The organism is Blautia sp. LMAG:36, from assembly GCF_008680535.1.
GTDB classification, from domain to species: domain Bacteria; phylum Bacillota; class Clostridia; order Lachnospirales; family Lachnospiraceae; genus Blautia_A; species Blautia_A fusiformis.
On the sequence record NZ_NALB01000003.1, the window covers coordinates 828,864 to 853,307 of the forward strand.

30 protein-coding genes and 3 pseudogenes are annotated in these 24,444 nt (G+C 44.4%); 30 read left to right on the top strand and 3 right to left on the bottom strand.

Going from position 1 to position 24,444, the window contains the following annotated elements; genetic code table 11:
- Window positions 1-60 precede the first annotated feature (60 nt).
- From CCC17_RS04030 to CCC17_RS04040, 3 genes are read right to left on the bottom strand one after another with little or no spacing between them, the layout of a single operon-like run.
- Window positions 61-1,194 (bottom strand): DUF2800 domain-containing protein, encoded by a 1,134-nt coding sequence (locus tag CCC17_RS04030; RefSeq protein ID WP_287082537.1) that lies wholly within the window; start codon window positions 1,192-1,194, stop codon window positions 61-63.
- Window positions 1,187-1,552 (bottom strand): hypothetical protein, encoded by a 366-nt coding sequence (locus CCC17_RS04035; RefSeq protein ID WP_055052382.1) that lies wholly within the window; start codon window positions 1,550-1,552, stop codon window positions 1,187-1,189. Before CCC17_RS04035 ends, CCC17_RS04030 begins: the two co-directional genes overlap by 8 nt.
- Entirely contained in the window at window positions 1,536-1,700 is a 165-nt protein-coding gene (locus tag CCC17_RS04040; RefSeq protein WP_167338116.1) for a hypothetical protein, read from the bottom strand. Before CCC17_RS04040 ends, CCC17_RS04035 begins: the two co-directional genes overlap by 17 nt.
- A 266-nt stretch (window positions 1,701-1,966) precedes the next feature.
- Here CCC17_RS04040 and CCC17_RS04045 point away from each other — a divergent pair, with 266 nt between their 5' ends.
- From CCC17_RS04045 to CCC17_RS04190, 30 genes and pseudogenes are all read left to right on the top strand, one after another.
- Window positions 1,967-3,613, top strand: a complete 1,647-nt coding sequence (locus CCC17_RS04045; protein ID WP_287082538.1) for a primase C-terminal domain-containing protein — start codon at window positions 1,967-1,969, stop codon at window positions 3,611-3,613.
- 71 nt (window positions 3,614-3,684) lie between these two features.
- Window positions 3,685-4,386 (top strand): annotated as a pseudogene (locus tag CCC17_RS04050) (DNA primase family protein); the annotation flags it as partial.
- Between the two features lie 141 nt (window positions 4,387-4,527).
- The gene (locus tag CCC17_RS04055) at window positions 4,528-4,806 is read left to right on the top strand and encodes a VRR-NUC domain-containing protein (RefSeq protein WP_055052380.1); all 279 of its coding nucleotides are present in this window, start codon (window positions 4,528-4,530) and stop codon (window positions 4,804-4,806) included.
- The gene (locus tag CCC17_RS04060; protein ID WP_287082542.1) at window positions 4,787-6,157 is read left to right on the top strand and encodes a DEAD/DEAH box helicase; all 1,371 of its coding nucleotides are present in this window, start codon (window positions 4,787-4,789) and stop codon (window positions 6,155-6,157) included. The genes CCC17_RS04055 and CCC17_RS04060 overlap by 20 nt, the downstream gene beginning before the upstream one ends.
- Window positions 6,147-6,392 carry a hypothetical protein gene (locus CCC17_RS04065; RefSeq protein ID WP_287082543.1) on the top strand — a complete coding sequence of 82 codons (246 nt, stop codon included), beginning with the start codon at window positions 6,147-6,149 and terminating at the stop codon, window positions 6,390-6,392. The genes CCC17_RS04060 and CCC17_RS04065 overlap by 11 nt, the downstream gene beginning before the upstream one ends.
- A 32-nt stretch (window positions 6,393-6,424) precedes the next feature.
- Window positions 6,425-6,841, top strand: a complete 417-nt coding sequence (locus tag CCC17_RS04070) for a sigma factor-like helix-turn-helix DNA-binding protein (RefSeq protein ID WP_287082544.1) — start codon at window positions 6,425-6,427, stop codon at window positions 6,839-6,841.
- A gap of 197 nt (window positions 6,842-7,038) precedes the next feature.
- Complete coding sequence (locus tag CCC17_RS04075) at window positions 7,039-7,407, top strand: HNH endonuclease (protein ID WP_442859766.1); 369 nt, start codon at window positions 7,039-7,041, stop codon at window positions 7,405-7,407.
- A gap of 229 nt (window positions 7,408-7,636) precedes the next feature.
- Window positions 7,637-7,969 (top strand): helix-turn-helix transcriptional regulator, encoded by a 333-nt coding sequence (locus CCC17_RS04080; protein ID WP_015524517.1) that lies wholly within the window; start codon window positions 7,637-7,639, stop codon window positions 7,967-7,969.
- 10 nt (window positions 7,970-7,979) lie between these two features.
- Window positions 7,980-8,804 (top strand): ImmA/IrrE family metallo-endopeptidase, encoded by an 825-nt coding sequence (locus CCC17_RS04085; protein ID WP_015524518.1) that lies wholly within the window; start codon window positions 7,980-7,982, stop codon window positions 8,802-8,804.
- The gene (locus CCC17_RS04090) at window positions 8,801-9,457 is read left to right on the top strand and encodes a PIN domain-containing protein (protein WP_287082546.1); all 657 of its coding nucleotides are present in this window, start codon (window positions 8,801-8,803) and stop codon (window positions 9,455-9,457) included. The genes CCC17_RS04085 and CCC17_RS04090 overlap by 4 nt, the downstream gene beginning before the upstream one ends.
- Before the next feature lie 80 nt (window positions 9,458-9,537).
- A complete protein-coding gene (locus CCC17_RS04095) occupies window positions 9,538-10,008 on the top strand; it encodes a phage terminase small subunit P27 family (RefSeq protein ID WP_330577280.1) in 471 nt (156 codons plus the stop codon).
- A gap of 62 nt (window positions 10,009-10,070) precedes the next feature.
- Window positions 10,071-11,633 (top strand): terminase large subunit, encoded by a 1,563-nt coding sequence (locus CCC17_RS04100; protein WP_287082562.1) that lies wholly within the window; start codon window positions 10,071-10,073, stop codon window positions 11,631-11,633.
- Between the two features lie 9 nt (window positions 11,634-11,642).
- Window positions 11,643-12,977: a phage portal protein gene (locus CCC17_RS04105; RefSeq protein ID WP_015524519.1), complete on the top strand. Its 1,335-nt coding sequence runs from the start codon at window positions 11,643-11,645 to the stop codon at window positions 12,975-12,977.
- Window positions 12,913-13,480 (top strand): annotated as a pseudogene (locus CCC17_RS04110) (head maturation protease, ClpP-related); the annotation flags it as partial. The gene CCC17_RS04105 and the pseudogene CCC17_RS04110, both read left to right, overlap by 65 nt.
- Before the next feature lie 391 nt (window positions 13,481-13,871).
- Window positions 13,872-15,044: a phage major capsid protein gene (locus tag CCC17_RS04115; RefSeq protein ID WP_015524520.1), complete on the top strand. Its 1,173-nt coding sequence runs from the start codon at window positions 13,872-13,874 to the stop codon at window positions 15,042-15,044.
- 65 nt (window positions 15,045-15,109) lie between these two features.
- Window positions 15,110-15,385 (top strand): head-tail connector protein, encoded by a 276-nt coding sequence (locus CCC17_RS04120; protein ID WP_287082548.1) that lies wholly within the window; start codon window positions 15,110-15,112, stop codon window positions 15,383-15,385.
- A gap of 1 nt (window position 15,386) precedes the next feature.
- Window positions 15,387-15,737, top strand: a complete 351-nt coding sequence (locus tag CCC17_RS04125; RefSeq protein ID WP_242857103.1) for a phage head closure protein — start codon at window positions 15,387-15,389, stop codon at window positions 15,735-15,737.
- Between the two features lie 3 nt (window positions 15,738-15,740).
- Window positions 15,741-16,121, top strand: a complete 381-nt coding sequence (locus CCC17_RS04130) for an HK97 gp10 family phage protein (protein ID WP_005612501.1) — start codon at window positions 15,741-15,743, stop codon at window positions 16,119-16,121.
- A 19-nt stretch (window positions 16,122-16,140) separates the two neighbouring features.
- Window positions 16,141-16,458, top strand: coding sequence for a hypothetical protein (locus CCC17_RS04135; protein WP_015524522.1), 318 nt, complete (start codon window positions 16,141-16,143; stop codon window positions 16,456-16,458).
- Between the two features lie 27 nt (window positions 16,459-16,485).
- A pseudogene (locus CCC17_RS04140) lies at window positions 16,486-17,126 on the top strand (major tail protein).
- A gap of 13 nt (window positions 17,127-17,139) precedes the next feature.
- A complete protein-coding gene (locus CCC17_RS04145) occupies window positions 17,140-17,526 on the top strand; it encodes a hypothetical protein (protein WP_015524525.1) in 387 nt (128 codons plus the stop codon).
- Window positions 17,523-17,690: a hypothetical protein gene (locus CCC17_RS04150; protein WP_015524526.1), complete on the top strand. Its 168-nt coding sequence runs from the start codon at window positions 17,523-17,525 to the stop codon at window positions 17,688-17,690. Before CCC17_RS04145 ends, CCC17_RS04150 begins: the two co-directional genes overlap by 4 nt.
- A 120-nt stretch (window positions 17,691-17,810) precedes the next feature.
- Entirely contained in the window at window positions 17,811-18,308 is a 498-nt protein-coding gene (locus tag CCC17_RS04155; RefSeq protein WP_015524527.1) for a hypothetical protein, read from the top strand.
- Window positions 18,302-18,928 (top strand): hypothetical protein, encoded by a 627-nt coding sequence (locus CCC17_RS04160; protein WP_055052362.1) that lies wholly within the window; start codon window positions 18,302-18,304, stop codon window positions 18,926-18,928. The genes CCC17_RS04155 and CCC17_RS04160 overlap by 7 nt, the downstream gene beginning before the upstream one ends.
- Window positions 18,928-19,839 (top strand): hypothetical protein, encoded by a 912-nt coding sequence (locus CCC17_RS04165; RefSeq protein WP_287082549.1) that lies wholly within the window; start codon window positions 18,928-18,930, stop codon window positions 19,837-19,839. The genes CCC17_RS04160 and CCC17_RS04165 overlap by 1 nt, the downstream gene beginning before the upstream one ends.
- A gap of 41 nt (window positions 19,840-19,880) precedes the next feature.
- The gene (locus tag CCC17_RS04170) at window positions 19,881-22,736 is read left to right on the top strand and encodes a phage tail tape measure protein (RefSeq protein WP_015524531.1); all 2,856 of its coding nucleotides are present in this window, start codon (window positions 19,881-19,883) and stop codon (window positions 22,734-22,736) included.
- 1 nt (window position 22,737) lies between these two features.
- Window positions 22,738-23,100, top strand: coding sequence for a hypothetical protein (locus CCC17_RS04175; RefSeq protein WP_055052359.1), 363 nt, complete (start codon window positions 22,738-22,740; stop codon window positions 23,098-23,100).
- A gap of 78 nt (window positions 23,101-23,178) precedes the next feature.
- Entirely contained in the window at window positions 23,179-23,502 is a 324-nt protein-coding gene (locus CCC17_RS04180) for a hypothetical protein (protein ID WP_015524532.1), read from the top strand.
- A 34-nt stretch (window positions 23,503-23,536) separates the two neighbouring features.
- Complete coding sequence (locus CCC17_RS04185) at window positions 23,537-23,965, top strand: GNAT family N-acetyltransferase (RefSeq protein WP_015524533.1); 429 nt, start codon at window positions 23,537-23,539, stop codon at window positions 23,963-23,965.
- Between the two features lie 48 nt (window positions 23,966-24,013).
- Window positions 24,014-24,388, top strand: a complete 375-nt coding sequence (locus CCC17_RS04190) for a hypothetical protein (protein ID WP_015524539.1) — start codon at window positions 24,014-24,016, stop codon at window positions 24,386-24,388.
- Window positions 24,389-24,444: the final 56 nt, after the last annotated feature.

The window sequence follows — 24,444 nt, forward strand, 5'->3', positions numbered from 1 at the left end:
CTAATGCTTAAACAGATATGTCTGCGAGCAGCCAATCTGTTTTAAGCATTGAGACTGGACTTATACGCTAAAATCATCTATTGCTGTATTCATTGCCGGTCTTTTATCAGATTCCGGTACCAATGTTGGTTTACCTGGTGGCTTATACACAAGCTCACCTAATAGCTCTTCGAATTTCTTCTTTCCGAGCATTGTGCTCATGGCAGTGATGCTAAGAAGCTTTTTCTCATACGGGTCGTAGCCCGCGTCTTTTACTTTGGATGCCACAGCGGCTTCATCAGTAAATTTTCTATTGGATCTTCCTGCTACGATTTTCCAACCATCGAAGTGAACACCAGACTGGGCCTGCTGTAAGGCATATTCTTTGATGTCATTTCCCCAGGAAATCATTTCATCCACCTTTGCTAAGATTGCAGCAATTTCAATGTCATCCAGGGTGGCAGGCATTTCAAAGTCATATTTTGCAAGCTCCAGATTGTACTCTGCACGCTTTCGGCAGGTGGCTTTTACCTTACAGAACTGGCAGTGGTCACCAGCTTTGAATTCGCCTTCGCCTATATAGGCAAGCTGTGCGGTAGGTGCCAGAACTTCGTCAGCCCATTTCAGAAGCTTCTCTTTGGAAATGGTGTAAGTACTGATATTGTCACGTCTTGGCTGGAAAATGGTCATCTTTATCTGATGGATGTCGTAGAGATCTCCGAAGGCTTCTAAGGCACCTAAGGCGTAGCACATCATCTGACTGTTTCCACCATGTTCCTCATCACCGGCACTTACCAGGATACCGAGACCATGCTTGTAATCAATGATCTGTAGAATTTCATCTGCAACGATGACACAGTCACCGGTTCCAAAGCCGTTTTCAACCCAGCGGGAGAAGTCCAATCTCTGCTCAATCATGACCTGCGGATCCTTGCAGAATTCCTTGGCTGCTTCGATTTGTTCCAGGACATAATTCCTGTATTCCTCTGCGCAAATTTGCATTTCAGCATCGTAGAAGGTCAGGTTTTCTGTCGGATCAGTGACAGCTCTGCCAAGTGCTTTTTCTACAAGGTAGGCGCACAGCTCATGACAATCGGTTCCCTGCTGTGCATATTTGGATGTTTGATCCGCAATATTGGCACAGAGCTTTGCGCTTGGTGGGCAGGCTAACCATCTGTGACTGGCAGAAGCAGAGAGATATGCGTGTTTAGGCATTTCCAATCACCTCGGCTTCCTTAAGAAGGGCTGCATAGTCATCAGGATTTACCTGCTTTAACTGCTGAGCACCATATTTCTCAAGAAGCTCCTTGACTTCCTTTTTATATCCGGCGGCTGATTTAGAAGCGAGCACGGCACGAACATCTTCCTTGGTGTAGATAGGTTCTGGTGCTTCCTCAGCTTTAGCCGGTTCAGGAGCCTTGGTGGCTTTCTTGGTTGACTTGGGTTCTGTTTTTTCGGGTGTTTCTTCGGTAGAAGAGAAGATGTCTTTGATTGCGTTAGCAGCTTTGATCATTCCTTCGCCGCAGGCAATCATTTCATCAAGAACCTGAGATAATTCACTCATTTTGCTCATCTTGTTTTCCTCCATTTTCTGTATTCTGTTGTCTTAGATTGGCTGCCAGTCGTTTGGCTACAACACTGATTGCAATGAGAGTGTCAATAAGCTCTTCATCGATGGACGGTGTAGCCTGCTGGCTTTTATCAATCGTTTCTGTCTGCATCTGCAGCACCTCGCTTTCCGAATGGCTTTCGTGCCTTTCTATCTTCCTAAGCGCATCTGGAAATTGTTTTTCCGGTCGAGAGCATATTTTTTTGAAAAAAAGTTTTGAAAACAGTCAGGGCATTTTTTACTTTTATAAGGAAGAGATACTGCTCTGGCTGTTATTTTTTTGCAAATTTTGTCCTACGACCGGAAAAATGTAGGTTAAACCCGCTTAGGAAGTTAGGAGGATTTTGTTCCTTACTTTATAGAAACGAGGTTTGAGATATGCAGGTAACGATTTTTACAGCAAACTGCATTGGCCAGGCCGCAAACTGCAGCTACCCGAACCGGGTGACGGTGAGTACGCCGGAGCAGCTTCGGGAGGCGGTGAAGGCAGATCATGTTTGTGCAGAGTACAAAGGAAGCTATCGAGGTATTGGTAATTTCATTCGTTCAGATGTGATTGTCATGGATATTGATAATGACCATTCAGAGGAACCGGCAGAGTGGATTACGGCTGAAAAGCTGGAGAAAATATTCCCTGATATGGAATATATGCTTGCTTCCAGTAGACATCATTTGCTTCCGAAGGAGGGCAAGTCTGCCAGGCCGAGATATCACATCTATTTTCCTATTTCAGAGATTACAGATGCAGAAGTGTATGGAAATCTGAAGAAGGCGTTGCAGAAGGAGTATCCCTTCTTTGATGGAAATGCATTGGATGCAGCAAGATTTATCTTCGGTGCTGATTGTGAAGAAGTATTGGTACATGATGGCTGGATGACTATTGATGAAGAAATTGATGTCAGTCAGGTAGCTGAGGAAGAAGATTTTGATTCCGAGGATTCGGAGAGCGCATCTGGTGGGCAGATTCTGGAAGGTAGCAGAAATAATACTATGAGCCGTTTTGCCGGGCGTGTGCTGAAACGCTATGGAATTACGGAAAAGGCACACGAGGCATTCTTAGAACATGCAAAGAAATGTGATCCGCCGCTACCGGAGTCGGAGCTTAAGACTATCTGGAACAGCGCAGTGAAGTTCTTCAAGAAAAGTATTGTGAATCAGGAAGGGTATGTGCCACCTGATGAATATAACGCAGATTTTGAAAGTGCTTCATTGAAGCCTGAAGATTATTCGGATATCGGACAGGCAAAGGTGTTGGTTCGAGAGTATGGAAATGAATTGAAATATACCAGTGCTACAGACTTTTTAAGGTTCGATGGCGAATGTTGGCGAGAGGATAAGCAGATGGCGATTGGTGCTGTTGAGGAATTCTTGGATCTGCAGCTTCAGGATGCTATGGATGAAGTGGCAAGAGTTGAGAAGGCGTTGGAGGATGCAGGTGTACCGAAGGAATCTATCCAGGCTGGCCCGAAGGAGCTTTTAAAAGAGGTAGATGGAAAGCTTATTCCTTTGGTTTATATGCTGATGGGTGCTCAGACTTATCTGAAGTTTGTTCAGAAGAGACGTGATTACAAATATATTGTGTCTGCGGCAAATACGGCGAAGCCGATGATTGCTATTTCCGTGTCTGATTTGGATAAAAACGAGAATCTGATTAACACACCTTATGCAACCTATGACCTTCGAAAAGGGCTTGCAGGGGAACTGCCGCATAATCCTGAGGATCTGATTACAAAGATTACTGCGTGTTCTCCGGGAGAGGATGGGAAACAGATATGGCTGGATGCCTTGAATCTTTTCTTCTGCAAGGATCAGAAACTGATTGATTATGTGCAGGAGACGGTTGGCATGGCTGCAATCGGTAAGGTTTATCAAGAGCACATGATTATTGCTTATGGTGGCGGTGCCAATGGTAAGAGTACCTTCTGGAATACCATTTTCAGAGTGCTTGGAAATTATGCCGGAAAGCTTTCTGCTGAGGCATTGACTATGAATTGCAAGAGAAATGTGAAGCCGGAGATGGCGTAGCTTAAGGGAAAACGTCTCATCATTTCTTCGGAAATGGAGGAAGGTATGAGATTGAATACCGCTGTGGTGAAGCTGCTGAGGCATTGACTATGAATTGCAAGAGAAATGTGAAGCCGGAGATGGCGGAGCTTAAGGGAAAACGTCTCATCATTTCTTCGGAAATGGAGGAAGGTATGAGATTGAATACCGCTGTGGTGAAGCAGCTTTGCTCTACGGATGAGATTCAGGCAGAGAAGAAGTATAAGGATCCGTTTTCCTTTGTACCGTCACATACATTGGTTCTCTATACCAACCATCTTCCAAAGGTAGGAGCCAATGATGACGGTATCTGGAGAAGGCTGGTGGTCATTCCCTTCAATGCAAAGATTACAGGTAAAAGTGACATCAAAAATTATGCGGATTATCTGTTTGAGCATGCTGGTCCTGCGATTATGAGCTGGATTATCGAAGGTGCGAAGAGGGCGATTGATAAGAATTTCCATACAACACTTCCAGATGTCGTAGAGGCTGCTATCCAGGCATATCGCGAGGACAATGACTGGCTGGGGCAGTTTCTGGAGGAATGCTGTGAGATTGATCCATCTTATAAGGAAAAATCGGGTGAACTGTATCAGGCTTACAGAGCGCATTGCATGCAGAACGGCGAATATATCCGTAGTACCACGGATTTCTATTCTTCGATGGACAAGGCTGGCTATAACCGTATTCGCAAGAATACCGGAGTGCAGGTCGTGGGATTGAAGCTTAAGGAAGGACAGGATTTTTTGGAGTAAGAAAAAGCTCTTTTGTGTAGGTCGTTAACCTCAGTACATAAAAGTCCCTTTAGGAAGAATTTGAATAAATATCTGCTTAAGAGAGTTTTACGGAACGAGGTACTCGACCTGCACACCTGTTAAGAATGATGGAGGCGTGCAATGCGTGAAAAATATATTGAACAGAAATTAGTGAGAGAAGTTAAAAAGCGTGGTGGCTTGTGTGAGAAGTGGAATTCCGGTTCATCGGGCTGGCCCGACCGACTTGTTTTATTACCTGATGGGAAATTTGGGTTGGTGGAAGTGAAGGCGTCAGGAAAGAAACCAAGAGTTTTACAGGAGCACAGGCATGACCAGCTAAGGTCTCTTGGATATAAAGTATTCGTCCTGGATGATGCAGGACAGATTGGAGGGATTCTTGATGGAATACAAACCGCATGATTATCAGCAGTTTGCAATCAATTATATATTAGAACACCCGATAGCAGCCGTGATACTTGGGATGGGACTTGGTAAGACCAGTATTACGTTGACAGCTATTGAACAGCTTATTTATGACAGCTTTGAAGTAAGTAAGGTTTTGGTGGTGGCGCCACTTCGAGTTGCAAGAAATACCTGGAGTGATGAGATTCATAAGTGGAATCATCTGAAACACCTGAGATATTCCATTGTTCTTGGTTCAGCAGCAGAGCGGAAAAAGGCTTTGGAGGCGGATGCAGATATTTACATTATTAACCGTGAAAATCTGCAGTGGTTGATTGAACAAAGTGGAGTGAATTTTTTCTGGGATATGGTAGTTCTGGATGAGCTATCCAGCTTTAAAAATTGGAACAGTAAACGCTTTAAGGCTTTTATGAAGGTTCGCCCGAAGGTAAAGAGAGTAATTGGACTTACCGGAACGCCTTCCAGCAATGGACTGATGGATCTGTTTGCAGAATTTAAATGTCTGGATATGGGAGAAAGACTTGGCAGATTTATCAGCCAGTATCGTGTGAATTATTTTGTGCCAGACAGGATGAATGGTCCGATTGTTTATTCTTATAAGCTAAGAAATGGAGCTGAGGAACAGATTTATGAGAAGATTTCCGATATCACGATTTCTATGAAAGCCTTGGATCATTTACAGATGCCGGAGCTTATTAGTAATGAATATCCGGTTTATATGAATGATGAGGAAGCGAAGCTTTATGCGGACATGGAAGAGGATTTATTTATTCCTTTGAAAAAGGGAGAGATTACAGCAGCAAATGCAGCGGCTCTTTCCGGGAAGCTTCTTCAGATGGCAAATGGCGCTGTGTATTCCGATGATGGCGATGAGATTGTAATCCACGATCAGAAGCTGGATGCCCTTGAGGATATGATTGAAGCGGCAAATGGCAGATCTGTTATGGTGGCTTATTGGTTCAAACATGATTTATCAAGGATTATGCGAAGACTTACTGAGAAAAAGATTCCTTTTGAAAAATTGGATTCTGAGGAAAGCATCAGAAAATGGAATCGTGGGGAGCTGCCTGTGGCATTAATACATCCAGCTTCTGCCGGGCATGGTTTGAATTTGCAATCAGGTGGAAATACCCTGATTTGGTTTGGACTTACCTGGAGCCTGGAGCTATATCAACAGACGGTGGCGAGACTTTGGAGACAGGGACAGACTGCGGAGACGGTGGTAGTTCAGCATATTATTACTGCTGGAACAATAGATGAGGATATTATGAAGGCTTTAGCAAGTAAGGATATGACACAAAATAGATTGATTGCTGCAGTAAAAGCGAGGGTAACACATGGCAGGTAAGAACCAATTTGAAGACCCATATGAAAGACTTGCGAATGCGATTATCCTTAGCGCGGTTGCTGATTACAGAGCCGCACTCAAAAAGGTAAAGCGTAATCCCAAAAGCAAGTCGGCAATAGATGAGGCTTTACAGATTGAGAAGTTTTTCAGAAGTTCGTGGTATCAACAGCTGACTTCGGTTGCTGGAGAATTCTTAATCCGTAAGCTTCAGGACGAAATAAGACAATCAGAGTAAATCCGAGGGAAATAACTTTTCGGAGGTGGCTTATGACGGCTAAAGAGTATTTGAAACAGGCATATCTGTTGGATAAGCAGATACAGGTTGAAGTGAAGGAGCTGGAACCGCTTCGTGAAATGAGAGGCACGATTCAGGGATGTTCTTATGGAGAAAAGATTGGTACCAATCCGAATAGAAATCTGGAAGCGCCGTTTATAAAGACCATTGAAAAGATATGGGATTATGAGCAGAGGATTGATGCACAGATAAACAGATTGGTAGACCTTCGTTCAGAAATTAATGCGGCGATTGAAAGTATGGAGAACCCAGAGGAAAGACTTCTTTTGAAATATCGTTATCTGAAAAACGAGAGCTGGGAAGATATTTCCTACGAGCTTAATGTATCATATCGCACAGTACATCGTATTCATGCATCAGCATTAAATAATTTTGTCGTACCGAAATAAGGTTGGCACACTTTGTCCCAACATGGCATAAGCATATATGTTAATATGATAGTGTAGAAATTGTACGACAGAGAAGAGCCTTGGAAGCCAAAAACTTCCGGGGCTTTTTGCGCGAGTAGCGATGAAAATGCCGAGCTTGCACGAGTATTTGAGGAGCACCGCGACAACGAGAAAAATTGTTTTCGAGTGGGAAAGAGGTGGATGCATTGCCATATAGAAGTAATATTCCTTGTAAACATCCTGGCTGTGCAGCACTGATTCCGCACGGTCAGATGTATTGTGAGAAACATAAGCCATTACATACAAAGGACAGAGCCCATGCATCAGAGCGTGGTTATGGTGCCAAATGGCAGCGAGAGAGAAAGAAGTTCTTAGAGAGCAATCCATTCTGTGTGAAGTGTTATGAAGAAGGTCATATTACTATGGCTACAGTCGTGGATCATATTATTCCACACCGTGGAGACCAGAAACTGTTCTGGGATAGGTCGAACTGGCAGCCTTTGTGTGAGCATCATCATAATGTAAAGACAATGACCGAGGATAGATTCAAGGAATATCGGTTCTGATGGAGCGAGGGTAGGGGGTATTTGAATCTCTACAGGCCTTAAGCTCCAAGACCGGCGCCCCCTCTTCTGTGCAAAATCGCGAAATAGAAGATGGGGGTATGAGTAAAAGGTTGTTATTGATGTGAAAACATAACATGATATTATATGATGTTACAAAATCATAACATTTCAGATTGACTTTTCTCATTTTTGTGATAAAATATTAGTAAGCAGAAATGGAGGGATTATCATGAATGAAATGTTAGGTAGCCGTATCAAGGCGTTGAGAAGTGCAAAAAATTTCACTCAAGAGCAGGTCGCTGATCAGATTGGTGTCAGCAGACAGAAGTATGCAAGAATTGAGAGTGGAGTCAATAGTGTTACTTTGGATATCCTTTCTAAGGTTGCTGAAGTTCTAGGCGTAACTGTGGGAGATATAACAAGAGTACTTGACGAGTCTCCGGTGGTTGAATATAGAGCAGGAGAGGAAGGCGCATCTTCTAAAAAGATATTTGATATGCTTGATTTGTTTTATGCGAATAAGCATATGTGTGCAAAGCTACAGCACAAGGATATGATTTAGGAGGGTTTGCATGCAGGATAGTAGGAAACGAGAAATCCGAATAAAAGCGGATTCATTTAGGGTGAAGTGTAAAATAAGCAGATATGGAATAATTGATCTGTTCAAAGAGTGTGAGAGACTTGGATATAAGCTATTAAGATATCCTCTCGGAGACAATGCTGATTTAGGCTTCGCAGTAAAGAAGGATAATGATATTATTATTTTTACAAATAGCTGTAGCAGATTATCCAGAGAAATCTTCACACTTGCACATGAAATTGGTCATGTGATATTGCATTTAAACGATGAAAGTTCATTTATTGACGATAGTATAACAATTAATGGTAGAAGTACTGATAAAAAAGAGCAGGAAGCAAATTATTTTGCAGCCTGTTTATTGATGCCGGCTGATGATGTAGGCAGATTTATTGATCTCGGGATTCAAGATTTCGGGGAAAAAGGTTTGTCAGCAATGGACATTGCTCGTATAATGTCAGAGTTTAATGTTAGCTTTGATATGGCATTAAACAGATTGGAGAGTTTAGGCATAATAGACCTAAAACAGAAGCTGTGTCTTGATAATGAGAGAATTATGAAAAAGGTTGGCAATTTGCTCCGAAGCGTTGGTGGCAATGCAAAGTTGAATGAACCAAGTAATGTGATTGATATACCACATGAGTATATTGATTATGTTATTTATAATTATAACCATAATGCAGTGCCAAAAGAAACGCTGGAAAAGGTGCTTGCATGTTATCAGCTTAGTATTGAAGATATTAGTGACAAGCTTGTTTCGTTTGATGACGATGACGGTGATGATGACTTGGATGATTTGATAGGAGGTTTGGAAGATTGAGAGCCTCTTTAGATACAAATGTTATTATCCATTTCTATAAGGCGAATCTTCAGAATATCTTGTTTGATTTTTTTGATGAAGGAGTGTTTATTTATGAACAGATTCGTAATGTCGAGTTGGAAAATCATGGGCAGGATGTAATCTCCAAGGTCGATTCTGATATTGCCGCAGGTAGGATAGAAATTTATACAAATCAGAAGCTAAAAGATTTGCAGGTATATAAAATTTTTGAACATAATGTCAATGAAAACAGAAATTTGTATGGTTCAGGTGATTTGGGCGAAGTATATGCAATATCATTAGCGCAAACCCTTGGTGCATACTCTCTTGTTACAGATGACACGAAGCAGGGTGGCCCTTATATGTCATTGTTACAATTTGAAGATGATATTATGCCATTTACATTTGCGGATGTCTTAATATTAAGGTATTTGATGGGAGTCGTTGATGAAAATCAGACTGTAAAAGATTTTGATCTTGTTAATAATTCATCAAATCTTAACTGGACATTTAGAAGTCAGGTTACGAAATTCATTAAACGATTTATTAAAGATCCTTATCGAAATGAAGATACCGAATGGATTCGTAAATTGTCTGAAACGTATGAGTTTAGCATAAAAGCTAAATTGTCTGCATTGAGTAAATTACTATAACATCAATGATTATTAATGAGGATCGTGTAGAAATACATGGTCCTTTTCTTATGCAAAAAATTAGGAAGGAGGGGATTCCAGTGGCAGGAAGAAAGCCAAAGCCTACAGCTTTGAAAAAGCTGGAAGGTAATCCGGGAAAAAGAAAATTGAATACGAAGGAGCCAATTCCGGCAAAGGGAATGCCTAACTGTCCGGAATGGTTATTACCTGAGGCTAAGAAAGAGTGGGAACGTTTAGCTGATTTGATGAATCAGATTGGGGTTCTTACGGAAGTGGATATGGCGGCATTTGCGGCCTACTGTCAATCTTATGCCAGATGGAAGGAAGCGCAGGAGCATATAGATTCTGAGGGGTCGACCTTTGAAACGGATAAAGGATATCAGCAGCAGACACCTTGGGTTGGTATTGCAAATACCAATCAGAAGCTGATGCTGCAGGCGGCATCCGAGTTTGGACTTACGCCTTCATCCAGGTCACGTATTGTGGCTGGTAGTGCAAAGGGTAAGGAGCCGGAAGATGAGATGGAGGCATTGCTTGGGGGTGATTCTTAGTGGCAAAGGAACCAAGACCAAAGGGATATCCGAAGCTTAAGAATTATAAACCTTCCCAGTTCATGCTTCCGACTTCACATTATGATAAGAAGAAAGCAGACAGGGCAGTGACCTTTATTGAGAATCTTTGTCACACCAAAGGTAAATGGGCAGGAACACCATTCTGGCTATTACCGTGGCAGGAGCAATTGATAAGAGATATATTCGGGATTGTAAAACCTGATGGGAACAGGCAGTTCCGCACTGCATTTGTGGAGATATGTAAGAAAGTAGGTAAGAGCGAATTAGCAGCAGCTGTCGCTCTTTATTTATTGTATGCGGACAATGAGCCTTCCGCAGAAGTGTATGGTGCAGCGGCTGACAGACAGCAGGCATCCATCGTATTTGATGTGGCAAAACAGATGGTAGAGATGTCACCGGCTCTGATGAAAAGAAGTAAGCTTATGGGAGCCACCAAGCGTATTGTGAATTATAGCAATGCCGGTTACTATCAAGTGCTGTCAGCGGAGGTTGGTGGTAAACATGGATTTTCGGTAAGCGGTTTGGTATTCGATGAAATTCATACCCAGCCAAACAGGCAGCTGTATGATGTTCTTACCAAGGGCTCATCGGATGCAAGACAGAATCCGCTTCACTTTATTATAACGACTGCAGGTAATGATAGACATTCCATTGCTTATGAGCTTCATACGAAGGCGGTGGATATCTTAGAAGGCAGACGTGTGGATCCAACTTTTTATCCTGTGGTCTATGGACTTAAGGATGATGAGGACTGGGAAGATGAAGAAAACTGGTATAAGGTAAATCCTTCTCTTGGATATACCGTTGATATTGAAAGACTCAGAGATGCATACAGGGAAGCAAAGCAGAACCCGGCGGATGAGGTTACTTTCAAATGGCTTCGATGCAATATGTGGGTGAGTTCAACCGTTGCATGGATTCCAGATGCGATATATATGAGAGGAAATGAATCAATTGAGGCGGCTTCACTTGAAGGAAGAGACTGTTATGCAGGACTTGACCTTTCAAGTACAGGGGATATTACAGCTTTAGTATTGATATTTCCGCCGAGAGATGAAAATGAAAAGTATGTGCTCTTGCCGTACTTCTGGATTCCTGAGGAAACCATACCTAGAAGAGTGAAAGCTAATTCAGTTCCCTATGATATTTGGGAAAAACAAGGCTATATCATGTCTACAGAGGGAAACGTGATTCATTACGATTTTATTGAAAAGTTCATCATGTACCTATCAGAGAAATATCACATTTTGGAAATAGCGGTGGATAGATGGAATGCGACTCAGATGATTCAAAATTTGGAGGGCGAAGGTTTTACCATTGTTCCTTTTGGTCAGGGATTTTCTTCAATGTCAGCTCCGACGAAAGAATTCTATCGCTTACTGATGGAGGGAAGAATTATTCACGGTGGGAATCCAGTGCTTAGATGGATGGCGGGTAATGTTGTTATTGACACAGATCCTGCTGGCAATATTAAAGTAACCAAAGCTAAATCTAAGGAGAAGATAGATGGCATTGTTGCCGCAATTATGGCGCTTGATAGATGTATACGTCAGGAAGGGCAGAGTGGCAGCGTTTACGATGAGAGAGGATTGTTGGTATTTTAAGGAGGGTGTATGGGATTTTTCAGTAATTTATTTCGGGGAAGGGATGCTCCTTCTAACAGCACAGCTGGAAGCGGGTATGGATTCTTTATGGGGAGTACGGCTTCCGGGAAGAGGGTGAATGCACGGAGCGCCATGCAGATGACTGCTGTGTATTCCTGTGTGAGGATTCTTTCTGAGGCAGTGGCGGGTCTGCCATTGCAGTTTTACAGGTATAACGATAATGGCGGTAAGGAAAAGGCGGTGGATCATCCGCTCTATTTTCTGCTGCATGATGAGCCGAATCCGGAGATGACTTCTTTTGTGTTCCGGGAGACTCTAATGACGCACTTGCTTTTGTGGGGGAATGCGTACAGTCAGATCATCCGGAATGGAAAGGGTGAAATTGTGGCTCTTTATCCGCTGATGCCCGACCGGATGACGGTGGACAGGGATGAGCATGGCAGGCTTTATTATGAGTACCTGGTTTATGACGGGGATGATGTGGATGGCAGAACCGGGACGGATCCGAAAGCGAGTGGAAAGATTGTGCGTCTGCATCCGGCGGATGTGTTGCATATTCCGGGGCTTGGGTTTGACGGACTGGTCGGATATTCACCTATTGCCATGGCGAAGAATGCGATCGGGCTTGCCATTGCTGCGGAGGAGTATGGAAGCAAGTTTTATGCCAACGGTGCCGCTCCGTCAGGAGTGCTGGAGCATCCGGGGACTTTGAAGGATCCGGGCAGGGTGCGGGAGAGCTGGCAGTCCACTTTCGGGGGAAGCAGCAATGCCAATAAGGTTGCTGTCCTGGAAGAGGGAATGAAGTATACGCCGATTTCCATTGCACCGAATGAAGCACAGTTTCTGGAAACAAGGAAGTTTCAGATTGATGAGATTGCCAGGATTTTCAGGGTGCCGCCGCATATGGTCGGGGATCTGGATAAGTCCAGTTTCAGCAACATTGAGCAGCAGTCTTTGGAGTTTGTGAAGTATACACTGGATCCCTGGGTGAGCCGGTGGGAACAGGCAATGGTCAGGGCTCTGCTGTCTGCGGAGGAAAAGAAGAAGTATTTCTTTAAGTTCAATGTGGATGGGCTGCTCAGGGGTGATTACCAGTCAAGGATGACCGGTTATGCCACGGCAAGACAGAATGGATGGATGAGTGCCAATGATATCCGGGAACTGGAAAATATGGACCGGATCCCGGAAGAACTTGGCGGCGATCTGTATCTGATCAATGGAAATATGACGAAATTACAGGATGCCGGTATCTTTGCCGGATCTGGAAAGGGGAAGGATACTGGTGAAGAAGTTTTGGAACTGGAAAAAGAAAGCGGTAAATTTGGAAAGCGGACAGGAAGCTGAGGAAAGAATCCTGTTCATGAACGGAGTTATCGCTGAGGACAGCTGGTTTGACGATGATGTCACGCCGGCTCTTTTTAAGGATGAACTGAATGCAGGGACAGGGGACATTACCCTGTGGATCAACAGTCCGGGCGGGGACTGTGTTGCCGCAGCGCAGATTTTTAACATGCTGTCGGAATATCCGGGGAAGGTTACCGTAAAGATTGACGGGCTTGCGGCATCTGCTGCGTCTGTCATTGCAATGGCCGGAACTGAGGTATGGATGAGTCCGGTAAGCATGATGATGATCCATAATCCGGCGACGGTTGCGTGGGGTGACCATTCGGAGATGAAGAAGGCTATGGAACTTCTGGATGCGGTGAAAGAATCTATCATCAATGCTTATGTACGGAAAACGGGACAGAGCAGGGCGAAGCTGTCACATCTGATGGATGCGGAAACGTGGATGGATGCGAATAAGGCTGTGGAGCTTGGCTTTGCGGATGACATCCTGTTCCAGAAAGAGGAACAGGGCAGTGAAGGCGAAAATGGAGATCCAGGTGCTGGCCGTACAGAAAACGGGACGTCTGATTCTGTAATGTTTTCCAGACGGGCAGTGAATAATGCGCTGATGAATAAGCTGGAGAGGTATTATGGAAAGACCGGAAAATCCGTGAAAGACCAGGCGGAAATTGGCTTGAATGGAAATGGTGCTGGTATGCAGGGGACTGGAATAAGTGGAAGTGCCGGTGCTGAGGGGGACGATCCCTGTAATGGATGTTTCGGGGCGGCGGAGAATGCCTGCCAGAAGTGTGAAAAGAAGAAAGTGAATACGAATGTTACAGGGCGTTCTGCAGATGATCTGCGTGAACGCTTAAATTTTATCAAAAAATATATCTGAGGAGGATACGGATTATGACGATTCAGGAATTAATGGAGAAGAGAGCTAAGGTTTGGGAAGCTGCAAAGAATTTTGTGGATACCCATGAGAATGAAAACGGGGTGCTGTCTGCGGAGGACAGTGCAACCTATGAGAGAATGGAAGCGGAGATTGAGGATCTGACAAAGGCGATTGACCGCCACCGCAAGGCTGAGGAAATGGAAAAGAACCTGAACCAGCCGGTAAACCAGCCGCTGACCGGGAAGCCTTATGCAGGCGGCCAGGGTGAGTCAAAGACAGGACGTGCTTCTGATGAATACCGCAGGGCAATGCTGAATGCACTGAGAAGCAACTTCCGCCAGGTTTCTAATACCCTTCAGGAGGGCGTGGATGCCGATGGTGGTTATCTGGTTCCGGAAGAGTATGACAGAAGGCTGGTTGATGTTCTGAATGAAGAAAATATCATGCGCCGTCTTGCCACAAGAATCGTGACTTCCGGGGAGCATAAGATCAATATTGCGGCTACCAAGCCGGCGGCAAGCTGGATTGAGGAAGGCGGGGCGCTGACTTTCGGGGATGCGACTTTTGACCAGAAGATCCTGGATGCACATAAGCTTCATGTGGCGATCAAGGTAACTGAGGAACTGCTTTATGACAATGCCTTTAATCTGGAAAATTACATCCTTGTTCAGTTTGGAAAGGCACTTGCCAATGCGGAAGAGGATGCCTTCCTGAACGGAAACGGAACAGGGAAGCCGACCGGTATTTTTGACGGAACAGGCGGCGGACATCTGCTGAATACACTGGCTGCGGCACTGAAATCAGATGACATGCTGGATCTGGTGTATGGCCTGAAACGTCCGTACCGTAAAAATGCATCCTTTATCATGAATGATGCAACACTGCCTTCTCTTAGAAAGCTGAAGGACAATAACGGTGCTTATATCTGGCAGCCGGCTTATCAGGCAGGAGAACCGGACAGGATCCTGGGTTACAAGGTGGAGACTTCTGCCTATGCACCGAAGGACGGCATCGCTTTTGGGGATTACAGCTATTACAACATTGGTGACCGAGGAAACAGATCCTTTAAGCAGCTGAATGAACTGTTTGCAGGCAACGGGATGATCGGCTTTGTTGCAAAGGAACGCGTGGACGGAAAACTGGTTCTTCCGGAAGCAGTGCAGATTATGAAACTGAAGGCAGACTGATTTTATGAATAAAGGGACCGGCAGGAGAAGTACAGGTCTGCCGGTTCTGTTTTGAGGTGATGCAGTTGGCAGTGACAGTGGAAGAGATGAAGAATTACCTGCGTGTGGATTTTGAGGATGATGATGCGCTGATCGGGGATCTGATCAGGCAGGGGCAGCAGATCTGCATGGATGTGGCAAGGATCACGGATGAGGATGAGTTTGAAGACCTGCAGGGGACGAAGATTGCCGTGCAGTATGCGGCTGCCTATCTGTATGAACACAGGGAGGAAGCGGATCACCATCAGCTGGTGATGGATCTGCGGAGCATGCTGTTTGGAGTGCGGAAACCGGGATTCTGAGGTGGTTGGTTTGAATATTGGATTGATGAATGAGAAAGTTGTTTTTCAGAAATGTTCTGTTGTAAAGGACGGGATCGGAAATCACAGGAATGAGTGGACAGAGGATTACTGCTGTTTTGCTACGATAGGCGGTGAGGGGCTTGCCAGTTCCAGGGAAGCGGAAACTGCAGGGACTGTGGTGGAGGATGTGGGAATGACTGTGACGGTGCGGTACTGTAAAAAGACTGCAGGCATCCGGTCTGTTACCCACAGGATCCTGTTTCGGGATCAGGTGTATGACATTGTGAGTGTGGATCATCTGAATTATAAGAAGAAGTGTCTGAAATTCACATGCAGGAAGGTCCGGAGGTGAGACATGGCAGGAGACAGATGTACAGTCAGCCAGATGGCAGATGTGATCATGGAAGGGCTGGAAGAGTACGCACAGCTTGCGGCGGATGATATGAAAAAAGCAGTAAAGAAGGCAGGCGCACAGGCGAGAAAAGACATCCAGGAAAATGCCCCTGTGAAGACCGGTGCCTATGCAAAGAGCTGGGCGGCGAAGACCACGAAGGAAACTGCCAATGCGATGGAAATCGTGGTGTATTCCAGGAACAGGTACCAGCTGGCCCATCTGCTGGAGTTCGGCCATGCGCTGAGAAAAGGCGGCAGGACAAGGGCATTTCCCCATATTGCGCCTGCTGAGGAAAGGGCTGCGCAGACTCTGGAACGGGAAGTAGAGAAGGCACTGAGGTGATGGCGGGAGGTGAAAGCATATGACACTGGAAGAACTGGCAGGGATGCTGGAAAAGGCTGGTTTTCCTTTTGCTTATGACCATTTTGCGGAAGGGGAAAGCCCGGATCCGCCGTTTATCTGCTATCTGCTTCCCGGCAGTGATAATTTTGCGGCAGACGGACGGGTATACTTCCGGATCAGTGAAGTAAGGATAGAGCTATACACGGACCGGAAGGATCCCGGGGCAGAAACTCTGGTGGAAACAGTTCTGGATGATGCCGGGATTTTTTATAATAAGTCGGAGGTCTGGATCCAGAGCGAAAAGCTGTATGAGGTGCTGTACAGTATGGAACTGTAATGATTTGTTTAATGATGGAGGGATAATATGTCTGATAAGAATAACAAGGTAAAGTATAACCTGAAAAATGCGCATTACGCTTTACTGACGATCGGGGAGGAGGGGACGGTGTCCTATGCAGCACCAGTGCCGCTTCCGGGGTCCGTATCACTGTCCCTGGATGCCAACGGGGAGCCGGAGAATTTTTATGCAGATGGCATTGCGTATTATGTAATCAACAACAATATGGCTATGACGGGGATCTGGAGCTTGCACTGATTCCGGAGAGTTTCAGGACAGATGTACTGAGAGAGAAGCTGGATGCCAAGGGCGTTCTGATTGAAAACTCGGATGCAGAACTGGCACTGTTTGCCCTGCTTTTTGAGTTCGACGGGGACGTGCGTCATATCCGCCACGTGATGTATAACTGTTCAGCTTCCCGTCCGAAGATCGAGGGCAAGACCAACGAGGAGAAAAAGGAAGTGCAGACAGAAACACTGACTATCAAGGCTACACCATTGGCGGATGGAAAGGTGAAGGCGAAGACAGGGAATACTACGGATGCAACTGTTTATGCAGACTGGTACAAGTCGGTGTATCTGCCGGCTGCAGATCCGGCTTCCTTGCAGGAAGCTGATGGTGGAAAATCTGTTGTGAGTGCTACTGGAAATGGAAAAGCACTGAGCTGAGGGGGATTCAGATATGAGTATGATGAAGAAGATTGAGATTGACGGGAAGGCGGTTGCTTTTAAGGCTTCTGCCGCTATTCCGCGTATTTACAGGATTAAGTTCCAGAGGGATATTTATAAGGATCTGTCTGCTTTGGAGAAGGCAATAGGGAAGGATAGCGGGAACAGCGAGGATGTGAGCAGTCTGGATCTGTTTTCCCTTGAGATGTTTGAGAACATTGCGTATGTGATGGCGAAACATGCGGATCCGTCTATCCCGGATAATCCGGAGGAATGGCTGGATGAGTTTAACACGTTCAGCATTTATCAGGTTCTGCCAAAGCTGATCGAGCTGTGGGGAATGAACATTAGGACGGATGTGGAGGCTAAAAAAAACTTCATGCAACAGACCGCGAAATGACAACTCCCCTGTTTCTTCTCCGGTGTGTGCAGCTGGGGATTTCCATCCGGGATCTGGATCTGCTGACTATCGGGATGGTGAATGATATGTTTGTGGAGAGCAGGAACGATGAGTATAAGGGATGGAGACAGGTTGCCACACAGGAGGATTTCGACAGGTTCTGATATAAGATTTTATTGAGAAAAGAAAATTATTATTTTTATAGATTTTGTTAAGAAAATTGTAGATTAAAGATTTGAGTTGAGGTATAATATATAAATTATATAAATCTAGGGGGTGGTTAAATGGTATTTAGCAAGGCAAAATTGTTTAAAAACAATCAATCGAGTCATGGAACTGTATGTGTAGTTCCTTATAATGATAATATAGAATACTATACATTCCTCAAACAACAAAGAGAAGTAGGTAACAAACAAATAATCATTACATCTGATATAATGATTAATATTATTCGAAAAGTATGTTTGGAAAGAAAGTTTCACATCTATAAAATAGTATTAGCTGAGGAAGATTCAGAAATAGAATATGAATTAGATAAGCTAATCACGCAGGTGCAGAATAATGCGGCTTATTTTGGAGACTTGATTGAAAAAATCCAATTTTTGTCAGAACAGTCCTCAATAGATTTGGCAAGAGTATATATGAAGGGACATTTTTCGAACGGTTTTACACCTAATTTATATGTTCAAGCAAATGGGATTTTGGGGGTAAATAGTGAATCATTTGACGAATTGACACAAGAGATAAGCACCGTTGTTGAGAGGTGTTTGGCAGGATGGTAAAAGGAATATGGAAACTGGTTACGCCTATAATAAGTGCTATAATTGGTATTTATGCAACAAATACATTCAATGTATTTGCTCTATTACCATTTGTTCCTGATGAACATTTGTTTGATATATGCATTACAGTTTATTTTGCGATTGCTGATATAATCATTGAGCTAATAGCGGAATTGATAACAAAATCAGTTAAGAATTTTTTTACTTCTGAACTAGAGGTTATTATGGGGGTACCAGGTGCAAATACGAATTTAACATCTAATGCGATAATGACTTTCAATTCTCAGAGCTTGGCGGAAGCCATTATAAAAGTAAATATTCGTGGAAGAAAAAAACATTTTAAGGGTGTTGAATTAGTTATAAAAAAGCCGGCATTTGCGGAAATGCAAGCAGTATCAAGTAGAAGAGAAGTCTATGTAGATGATGATTACCATGTTAATTTGGAAGCACTTTTTGGAAATGGTGATCGGATTGAAAGCAAACAAGAATTTCGAATTGCTTTAATCCAAGATGCAGTAGATGGAAATACTGAAGCTACAATTTACCCAGAGTTAAGCATAAAAAAATGTAATATTATTTTTAAACGTAATAGTGCAAAATTAAGAACAGGGAGAGAATAATGGCATCAACGACAAGATGGCGGGATACGGTAGTAGAAAATATTGATCAAGCTATACAAAAATTAATAGATGACGTGACTGAAGAAGAGAAGGTAACTAACATTATATGGGAAAACTGGTCAATACAGAAATGTTTTACTGATAATAAAACAATTAAGTTGAATGGAAAAGATATCAAATTTAATTACATAACATATGCATATGATCAAGTAGACACAACGAATGAGAATAAAACTGCAAGAAAAGACGGATTTATTATTGTGTATTCCACTGGTTATGATGTGAATTACATCATAGACCAAAATTCTTATGCGATGAAACTTTTGCGGAAGTTATTATCTTATAATGGGCGCAATGAACTGGAAAGAGGTAATTTTGATTTTTCTAATGATTTCTTTAGTTGGCTGATATATAGGGTATATAATAAGAATTGTAATATAGAAGTTTTTCTTGAGAAAGAAAAAAAACTTACGGTAGATACAATAAAAGGAATAAAGGGAGATACCTTGGATTTACAGACACAGGTTACGGCATCTGGTGAGGCAGTAATGAATATTATTAGTACATTGGCATTCTTGCTTGAAAGTCGAAATTTTAATCAAATTAAACTTGATTTAAATTACACTGATCATTCAAATGTGAGTTTGGCTTTGCAAAAAGGAACTGTAAATGTATTAATGAATGAATATTCAGGGATATTTGAAGATGATACGCCAGAAGAAAAGATTGCAAAAGCATATCTTCTTATTTATTTAGAGATTTTGCCAATTCTGTTTCAAGAATATTATACTGATATTGGAAATGATGTTTGGAACGAGGAAGTGTACAAACAATTTTTAAAATCTGTTGGAGAAACTATAAGAGAAAAAATTGATAATAGAATTGCATCATTTGATGATCAAGATAATTAAACTAGCACCGATTTTTAATCGGTGCTTTTTAGTTTACCAAAATGTCAAAAGGAGGTGAAGTAATAATAAATCGGATTAAAGGTATTACAATTGAGATTGGCGGCGATACCACAAAATTGCAGACTGCCCTGAAAGGGGTTAATACGGAGATCAGGAATACGCAGAGCCAGCTGAAAGATGTGGAGAAGCTTCTGAAGCTGGATCCGGGGAATACGGAGCTGATCGCGCAGAAGCACAGGCTGCTGGCACAGGCGGTTTCTGAGACAAGGGAAAAGCTGGAAACTTTGAAGACTGCACAGCAGCAGGCGGATGAGGCACTGCGGAACGGGACGATTTCCCAGGACCAGTATGATGCACTGCAGAGGGAGATCATTGAGACGGAGCAGAGACTGAGGAGCCTGGAAGAGCAGGCGAACCAGTCTGCGACTGCTTTGCAGAAAATCGGTGCGACCGGTGAGAAGCTGCAGACAGTTGGAAACAAGATTTCTTCTGTGGGGCAGAAGCTGCTTCCAGTGACGGGAGTGGTGACAGGGCTTGGAACGGCGGCGGTGAAAACTGCCGCTGATTTTGACTCTGCAATGAGTAAGGTGGCGGCTGTGTCCGGGGCAACGGGATCTGATTTTGACAGCCTCCGGGACAAGGCCAGGGAGATGGGTGCCAAGACAAAGTTCTCTGCGACTGAGGCGGCAGATGCCATGAATTATATGGCAATGGCCGGATGGAAGACGGAGGATATGCTGCCCGGTATTGAGGGTGTCATGTACCTGGCTGCGGCATCCGGGGAAGACCTGGCAACGACTTCTGATATTGTGACGGATGCGCTGACAGCTTTTGGGCTGACTGCAGCGGATTCGGGACATTTTGCAGATGTGCTGGCGGCTGCTTCCAGTAATGCCAATACCAATGTGTCCATGATGGGTGAGACGTTTAAGTACTGTGCGCCGGTTGCAGGGGCTTTGGGATTTTCGGTTGAGGATACGGCAGAAGCTATCGGGCTGATGGGGAATGCGGGTATCAAGGCTTCCCAGGCTGGTACTTCCATGCGTTCCATTATGACCAACCTGACCGGGGATGTGAAGCTGTCGGGTGCGGCGATCGGGGATGTGACCATTGCTACCACGAATGCAGACGGATCCATGAGGAGCCTGTCTGCGATCCTGGCTGACTGCAGGGTGGCTTTTGGCGGAATGACTGAGGCAGAGAAGGCGAACAATGCGGAGGCACTGGTCGGAAAGAATGCCATGTCAGGTTTCCTGGCACTGATGAATGCGGCACCGGAGGATATTGAAAAGGTGTCGGGGGCGGTAAATAACTGCAAGGATGCCGCAAAGAACATGGCGGATACCATGCAGGATAATCTGGAAGGACAGCTGACTATTCTGAAGTCACAGCTTCAGGAGCTGGCGATCTCTTTCGGGGATCTGCTGATGCCTGCGGTGCGGAGTATTGTTTCCGGTCTGCAGGGGATGGTGGACGTGCTGAATGCCATGCCGGACGGGGTGAAACGTGTGATCATGATCGTTGCACTTCTGGCTGCGGCTCTGGGTCCTGTGCTGATCATCATAGGCAAGACCCTTTCGGCCATTGGAACGATTATGACATGGGCACCGAAGCTTGCCGGTGCGATCAGTACGGTGAAGGGTGCTTTTGCTGCGCTGAGTGCCACGATGATGGCAAATCCGATCGCCATTGTGATCGCTGCCATTGCAGCCTTAGTGGCGGCTTTTATTTATCTCTGGAATACGAATGAAGAGTTCCGGCAGTTCTGGATCAGGCTGTGGAATGAGATTAAGGAAGTCGCTGTCCAGGTATGGACGGCGGTTTCCCAGTTTCTGGTTTCCGCATGGAACGGGATCCGGAATACGGCGGTGGCTGTATGGAATGGCATCAGGGATTTCTTTTCCGGTCTGTGGGCTGGGATTAAGACACTGTTTACTACGGTTGTCACTGCAATTTCTACTTTCCTTGTGGGAGCGTGGAATGGAATCCGTGCAACGGTTATGACAGTGTGGAATGCGATTTCAGCATTTCTGGGTTCTGTCTGGAATGGGATCAGGTCTGTCATTACGAATGTGGTGAACGGGATCCGGACATTTTTGCAGAGTGCATGGAACGGGATTCGGACAGTCATTACTACGGTGATGAATGCAATTCGGACGGTGATCTCTACGGTCTGGAATGGGATCCGGACAATTATTTCTACCGTGCTGAATGGAATCAGGGGTACTGTCAATTCCGTGTGGAATGGAATCAGGAATACCATTTCTTCTGTGGTGAACGGGATTAAGAATACGGTTTCCAGTGCTTTTAATGCCATGTGGTCCGGAATCCGGGGTACGATTTCCGGTATTTATAATACGATCCGGGATGGACTGGGAAATGCGGTGAATTATATTACAGGTCTTGCATCTGCCGGATGGCGGTGGGGTGCGGATATCATCAATGGCATTGTAAATGGTATCCGGAGCTGTATTGGTGCAGTTGCCAATGCGGTGACGGATGTGGCAAATACTATTCGTTCCCATCTGCATTTCTCTGTGCCGGATGAAGGTCCTCTGACGGATTTTGAGAGCTGGATGCCTGACTTTATGAGTGGTCTGGCTGAGGGCATTGAGAAGAGCAGGGGAATGGTGAAGGCGGCTGTGAACAGTGTGGCTGCGGATATGGTGGTTTCGCCGCAGATGGCTGTGGCAGACAGCAGTGTGATGACCGGTACGGGATCGTCCGGCAGTGCGGATCTGACGGCTGGTATTGTGGCGGCGCTGAAGGATGTGCTGGAAGATCAGAAGGGACAGCAGGGGGATCTGGTGATTCCTGTTTATCTGGGAAACCAGCTGCTGGATGAGGTGATCGTGACGGCACAGCAGAGAATGAGTCTGAGGAGCGGAGGTAGATAGGATGGCTTTTTTTCAGTATCTTGTGTTTGACGGGGAGAACCTGCCGCTTCCGGATTCTTATGAGGTGGAGCTGGAGGATGTGGAAGCGGATTCCGGCGGTGAGACAGAGGCGGGAACGACACAGAGGGATGTGGTGCGGCATGGGGTTGCACGGATCCCCGTGTCGTTTTCTGTGACTGCGAAGTGGCTTAAGAAGCTGGCAGGGTATGCGAAGAAGGATAAGATCAGTGTGCAGTATTTTGATGTGGAGACAGCGGAACTGAAACTGGCGGAGATGTATGTGACTGGGTATAAGGCGAAGCTGAAAAAGGATACCAGTTATAAGGGGCTTTGGACGGTGAGCTTTACGTTGAAGGAGATGTAGCGAGATGGTATAATGGGAGAATCAAATCGGTATTTGTCAGAAAATGAGGAATAGTTGAAATGGAGGCGCTATAATAACATGAAGATTGAAGGGAACCAGAAAGAACTGGATGCAATGGTAGAATTTCATAAGGGAAACCGTGTCGAGGGGCTGAGACTGCAAGAAGAATTTGCAGCGGAATTTCGTAAGGAGTATAAAGACAAAGATCACTGTCCTTGCCTGAAAGCCTGTCGTTATCACGGAAACTGTAAGGAATGTGTAGCAATCCACAGAGCGCATCAGGAACATGTTCCTAATTGTATGCGACCATTGATTAATGAAAAATTGAAATTGATGTCAGAATTAACAGAGCATACCTTGGCAAATGAAATAGAAGCTCCACATGAGATTTTAAGAAAATAGGCAAGTCAAATCCCAGTTTCATAGAGGAAATTCGATGATTAGAACATATAGAGAAAGTGACTTGCCTGTTGTTATGGAAATATGGCTTGGCACAAATATCAAAGCACATAGTTTTATTTCTAAAGAATATTGGATAAGTAATTATGAGATGGTAAAAAAAGTTTTGCCTAATGCAGAGTTATATGTGTATGAAGATGATGATACAAAACTAATTGACGGGTTTATTGGATTAACAGATAGTTATATTGAAGGACTTTTCGTAAAAGACATTGCCCAGTCAAAAGGAATTGGAAAGCAATTATTGGACTATGTGAAAAGGATAAAATCTACACTTTGTTTGAGTGTTTATCAAGAGAATATAAGGGCAGTGCATTTTTATCAGAGGGAACAATTCCAAATTCAATCAGAGAACATTGATGATAATACAGACGAAAAAGAGTTCTATATGACTTGGAGCATATAGACAACTTCAAGTTTGCAGGGCAGGTGGCTATCATGGAGATGAAGAAGAATGGATGAGAAGAAAGCTTACTGGTTTGAACAGCCATATATGCCGCGGATGAAAAATATTGCAGTGGCTCCTGTTATTCTGGAAGACGGAAGGCTGTCCTTCTGTGTTCCGGGGGATGATGGTCCTCCGTGGTCAGGGGTGTGGAACCTGACGGGAAAGGCTGTTCTGGACGGGGATGATTATTTTGAGTTCCAGTGTGATGATGAAGTGATGCATATGCGGGGCGGAACATATAAGTTTTATGCATTGGATATTGATACATTCCGGCGGGAAACCTGCCAGTGGATATCACATGGGGAAGAAATCGCAGACTGCTGTAAGACAACAGAAGAACTGCATGAGTGGTATTTGAAACACTGGACTTATAACAGATAGGATGATTATATTTACGAAGGCATCGGTCACCTGGTTGGCTGGTGCTTTTTTCGTGG

Excerpts from the sequence above, each read along its gene's own strand:
- CCC17_RS04030 (WP_287082537.1), bottom strand. The coding sequence starts at position 1,194 with ATGCCTAAACACGCATATCTCTCTGCTTCTGCCAGTCACAGATGGTTA.
- CCC17_RS04035 (WP_055052382.1), bottom strand. The coding sequence starts at position 1,552 with ATGAGCAAAATGAGTGAATTATCTCAGGTTCTTGATGAAATGATTGCC.
- CCC17_RS04040 (WP_167338116.1), bottom strand. The coding sequence starts at position 1,700 with ATGCAGACAGAAACGATTGATAAAAGCCAGCAGGCTACACCGTCCATC.
- CCC17_RS04045 (WP_287082538.1), top strand. The coding sequence starts at position 1,967 with ATGCAGGTAACGATTTTTACAGCAAACTGCATTGGCCAGGCCGCAAAC.
- CCC17_RS04055 (WP_055052380.1), top strand. The coding sequence starts at position 4,528 with ATGCGTGAAAAATATATTGAACAGAAATTAGTGAGAGAAGTTAAAAAG.
- CCC17_RS04060 (WP_287082542.1), top strand. The coding sequence starts at position 4,787 with ATGGAATACAAACCGCATGATTATCAGCAGTTTGCAATCAATTATATA.
- CCC17_RS04065 (WP_287082543.1), top strand. The coding sequence starts at position 6,147 with ATGGCAGGTAAGAACCAATTTGAAGACCCATATGAAAGACTTGCGAAT.
- CCC17_RS04070 (WP_287082544.1), top strand. The coding sequence starts at position 6,425 with ATGACGGCTAAAGAGTATTTGAAACAGGCATATCTGTTGGATAAGCAG.
- CCC17_RS04080 (WP_015524517.1), top strand. The coding sequence starts at position 7,637 with ATGAATGAAATGTTAGGTAGCCGTATCAAGGCGTTGAGAAGTGCAAAA.
- CCC17_RS04085 (WP_015524518.1), top strand. The coding sequence starts at position 7,980 with ATGCAGGATAGTAGGAAACGAGAAATCCGAATAAAAGCGGATTCATTT.
- CCC17_RS04100 (WP_287082562.1), top strand. The coding sequence starts at position 10,071 with ATGCTTCCGACTTCACATTATGATAAGAAGAAAGCAGACAGGGCAGTG.
- CCC17_RS04105 (WP_015524519.1), top strand. The coding sequence starts at position 11,643 with ATGGGATTTTTCAGTAATTTATTTCGGGGAAGGGATGCTCCTTCTAAC.
- CCC17_RS04115 (WP_015524520.1), top strand. The coding sequence starts at position 13,872 with ATGACGATTCAGGAATTAATGGAGAAGAGAGCTAAGGTTTGGGAAGCT.
- CCC17_RS04130 (WP_005612501.1), top strand. The coding sequence starts at position 15,741 with ATGGCAGGAGACAGATGTACAGTCAGCCAGATGGCAGATGTGATCATG.
- CCC17_RS04135 (WP_015524522.1), top strand. The coding sequence starts at position 16,141 with ATGACACTGGAAGAACTGGCAGGGATGCTGGAAAAGGCTGGTTTTCCT.
- CCC17_RS04145 (WP_015524525.1), top strand. The coding sequence starts at position 17,140 with ATGAGTATGATGAAGAAGATTGAGATTGACGGGAAGGCGGTTGCTTTT.
- CCC17_RS04150 (WP_015524526.1), top strand. The coding sequence starts at position 17,523 with ATGACAACTCCCCTGTTTCTTCTCCGGTGTGTGCAGCTGGGGATTTCC.
- CCC17_RS04155 (WP_015524527.1), top strand. The coding sequence starts at position 17,811 with ATGGTATTTAGCAAGGCAAAATTGTTTAAAAACAATCAATCGAGTCAT.
- CCC17_RS04160 (WP_055052362.1), top strand. The coding sequence starts at position 18,302 with ATGGTAAAAGGAATATGGAAACTGGTTACGCCTATAATAAGTGCTATA.
- CCC17_RS04165 (WP_287082549.1), top strand. The coding sequence starts at position 18,928 with ATGGCATCAACGACAAGATGGCGGGATACGGTAGTAGAAAATATTGAT.
- CCC17_RS04170 (WP_015524531.1), top strand. The coding sequence starts at position 19,881 with ATGTCAAAAGGAGGTGAAGTAATAATAAATCGGATTAAAGGTATTACA.
- CCC17_RS04175 (WP_055052359.1), top strand. The coding sequence starts at position 22,738 with ATGGCTTTTTTTCAGTATCTTGTGTTTGACGGGGAGAACCTGCCGCTT.
- CCC17_RS04180 (WP_015524532.1), top strand. The coding sequence starts at position 23,179 with ATGAAGATTGAAGGGAACCAGAAAGAACTGGATGCAATGGTAGAATTT.
- CCC17_RS04185 (WP_015524533.1), top strand. The coding sequence starts at position 23,537 with ATGATTAGAACATATAGAGAAAGTGACTTGCCTGTTGTTATGGAAATA.
- CCC17_RS04190 (WP_015524539.1), top strand. The coding sequence starts at position 24,014 with ATGGATGAGAAGAAAGCTTACTGGTTTGAACAGCCATATATGCCGCGG.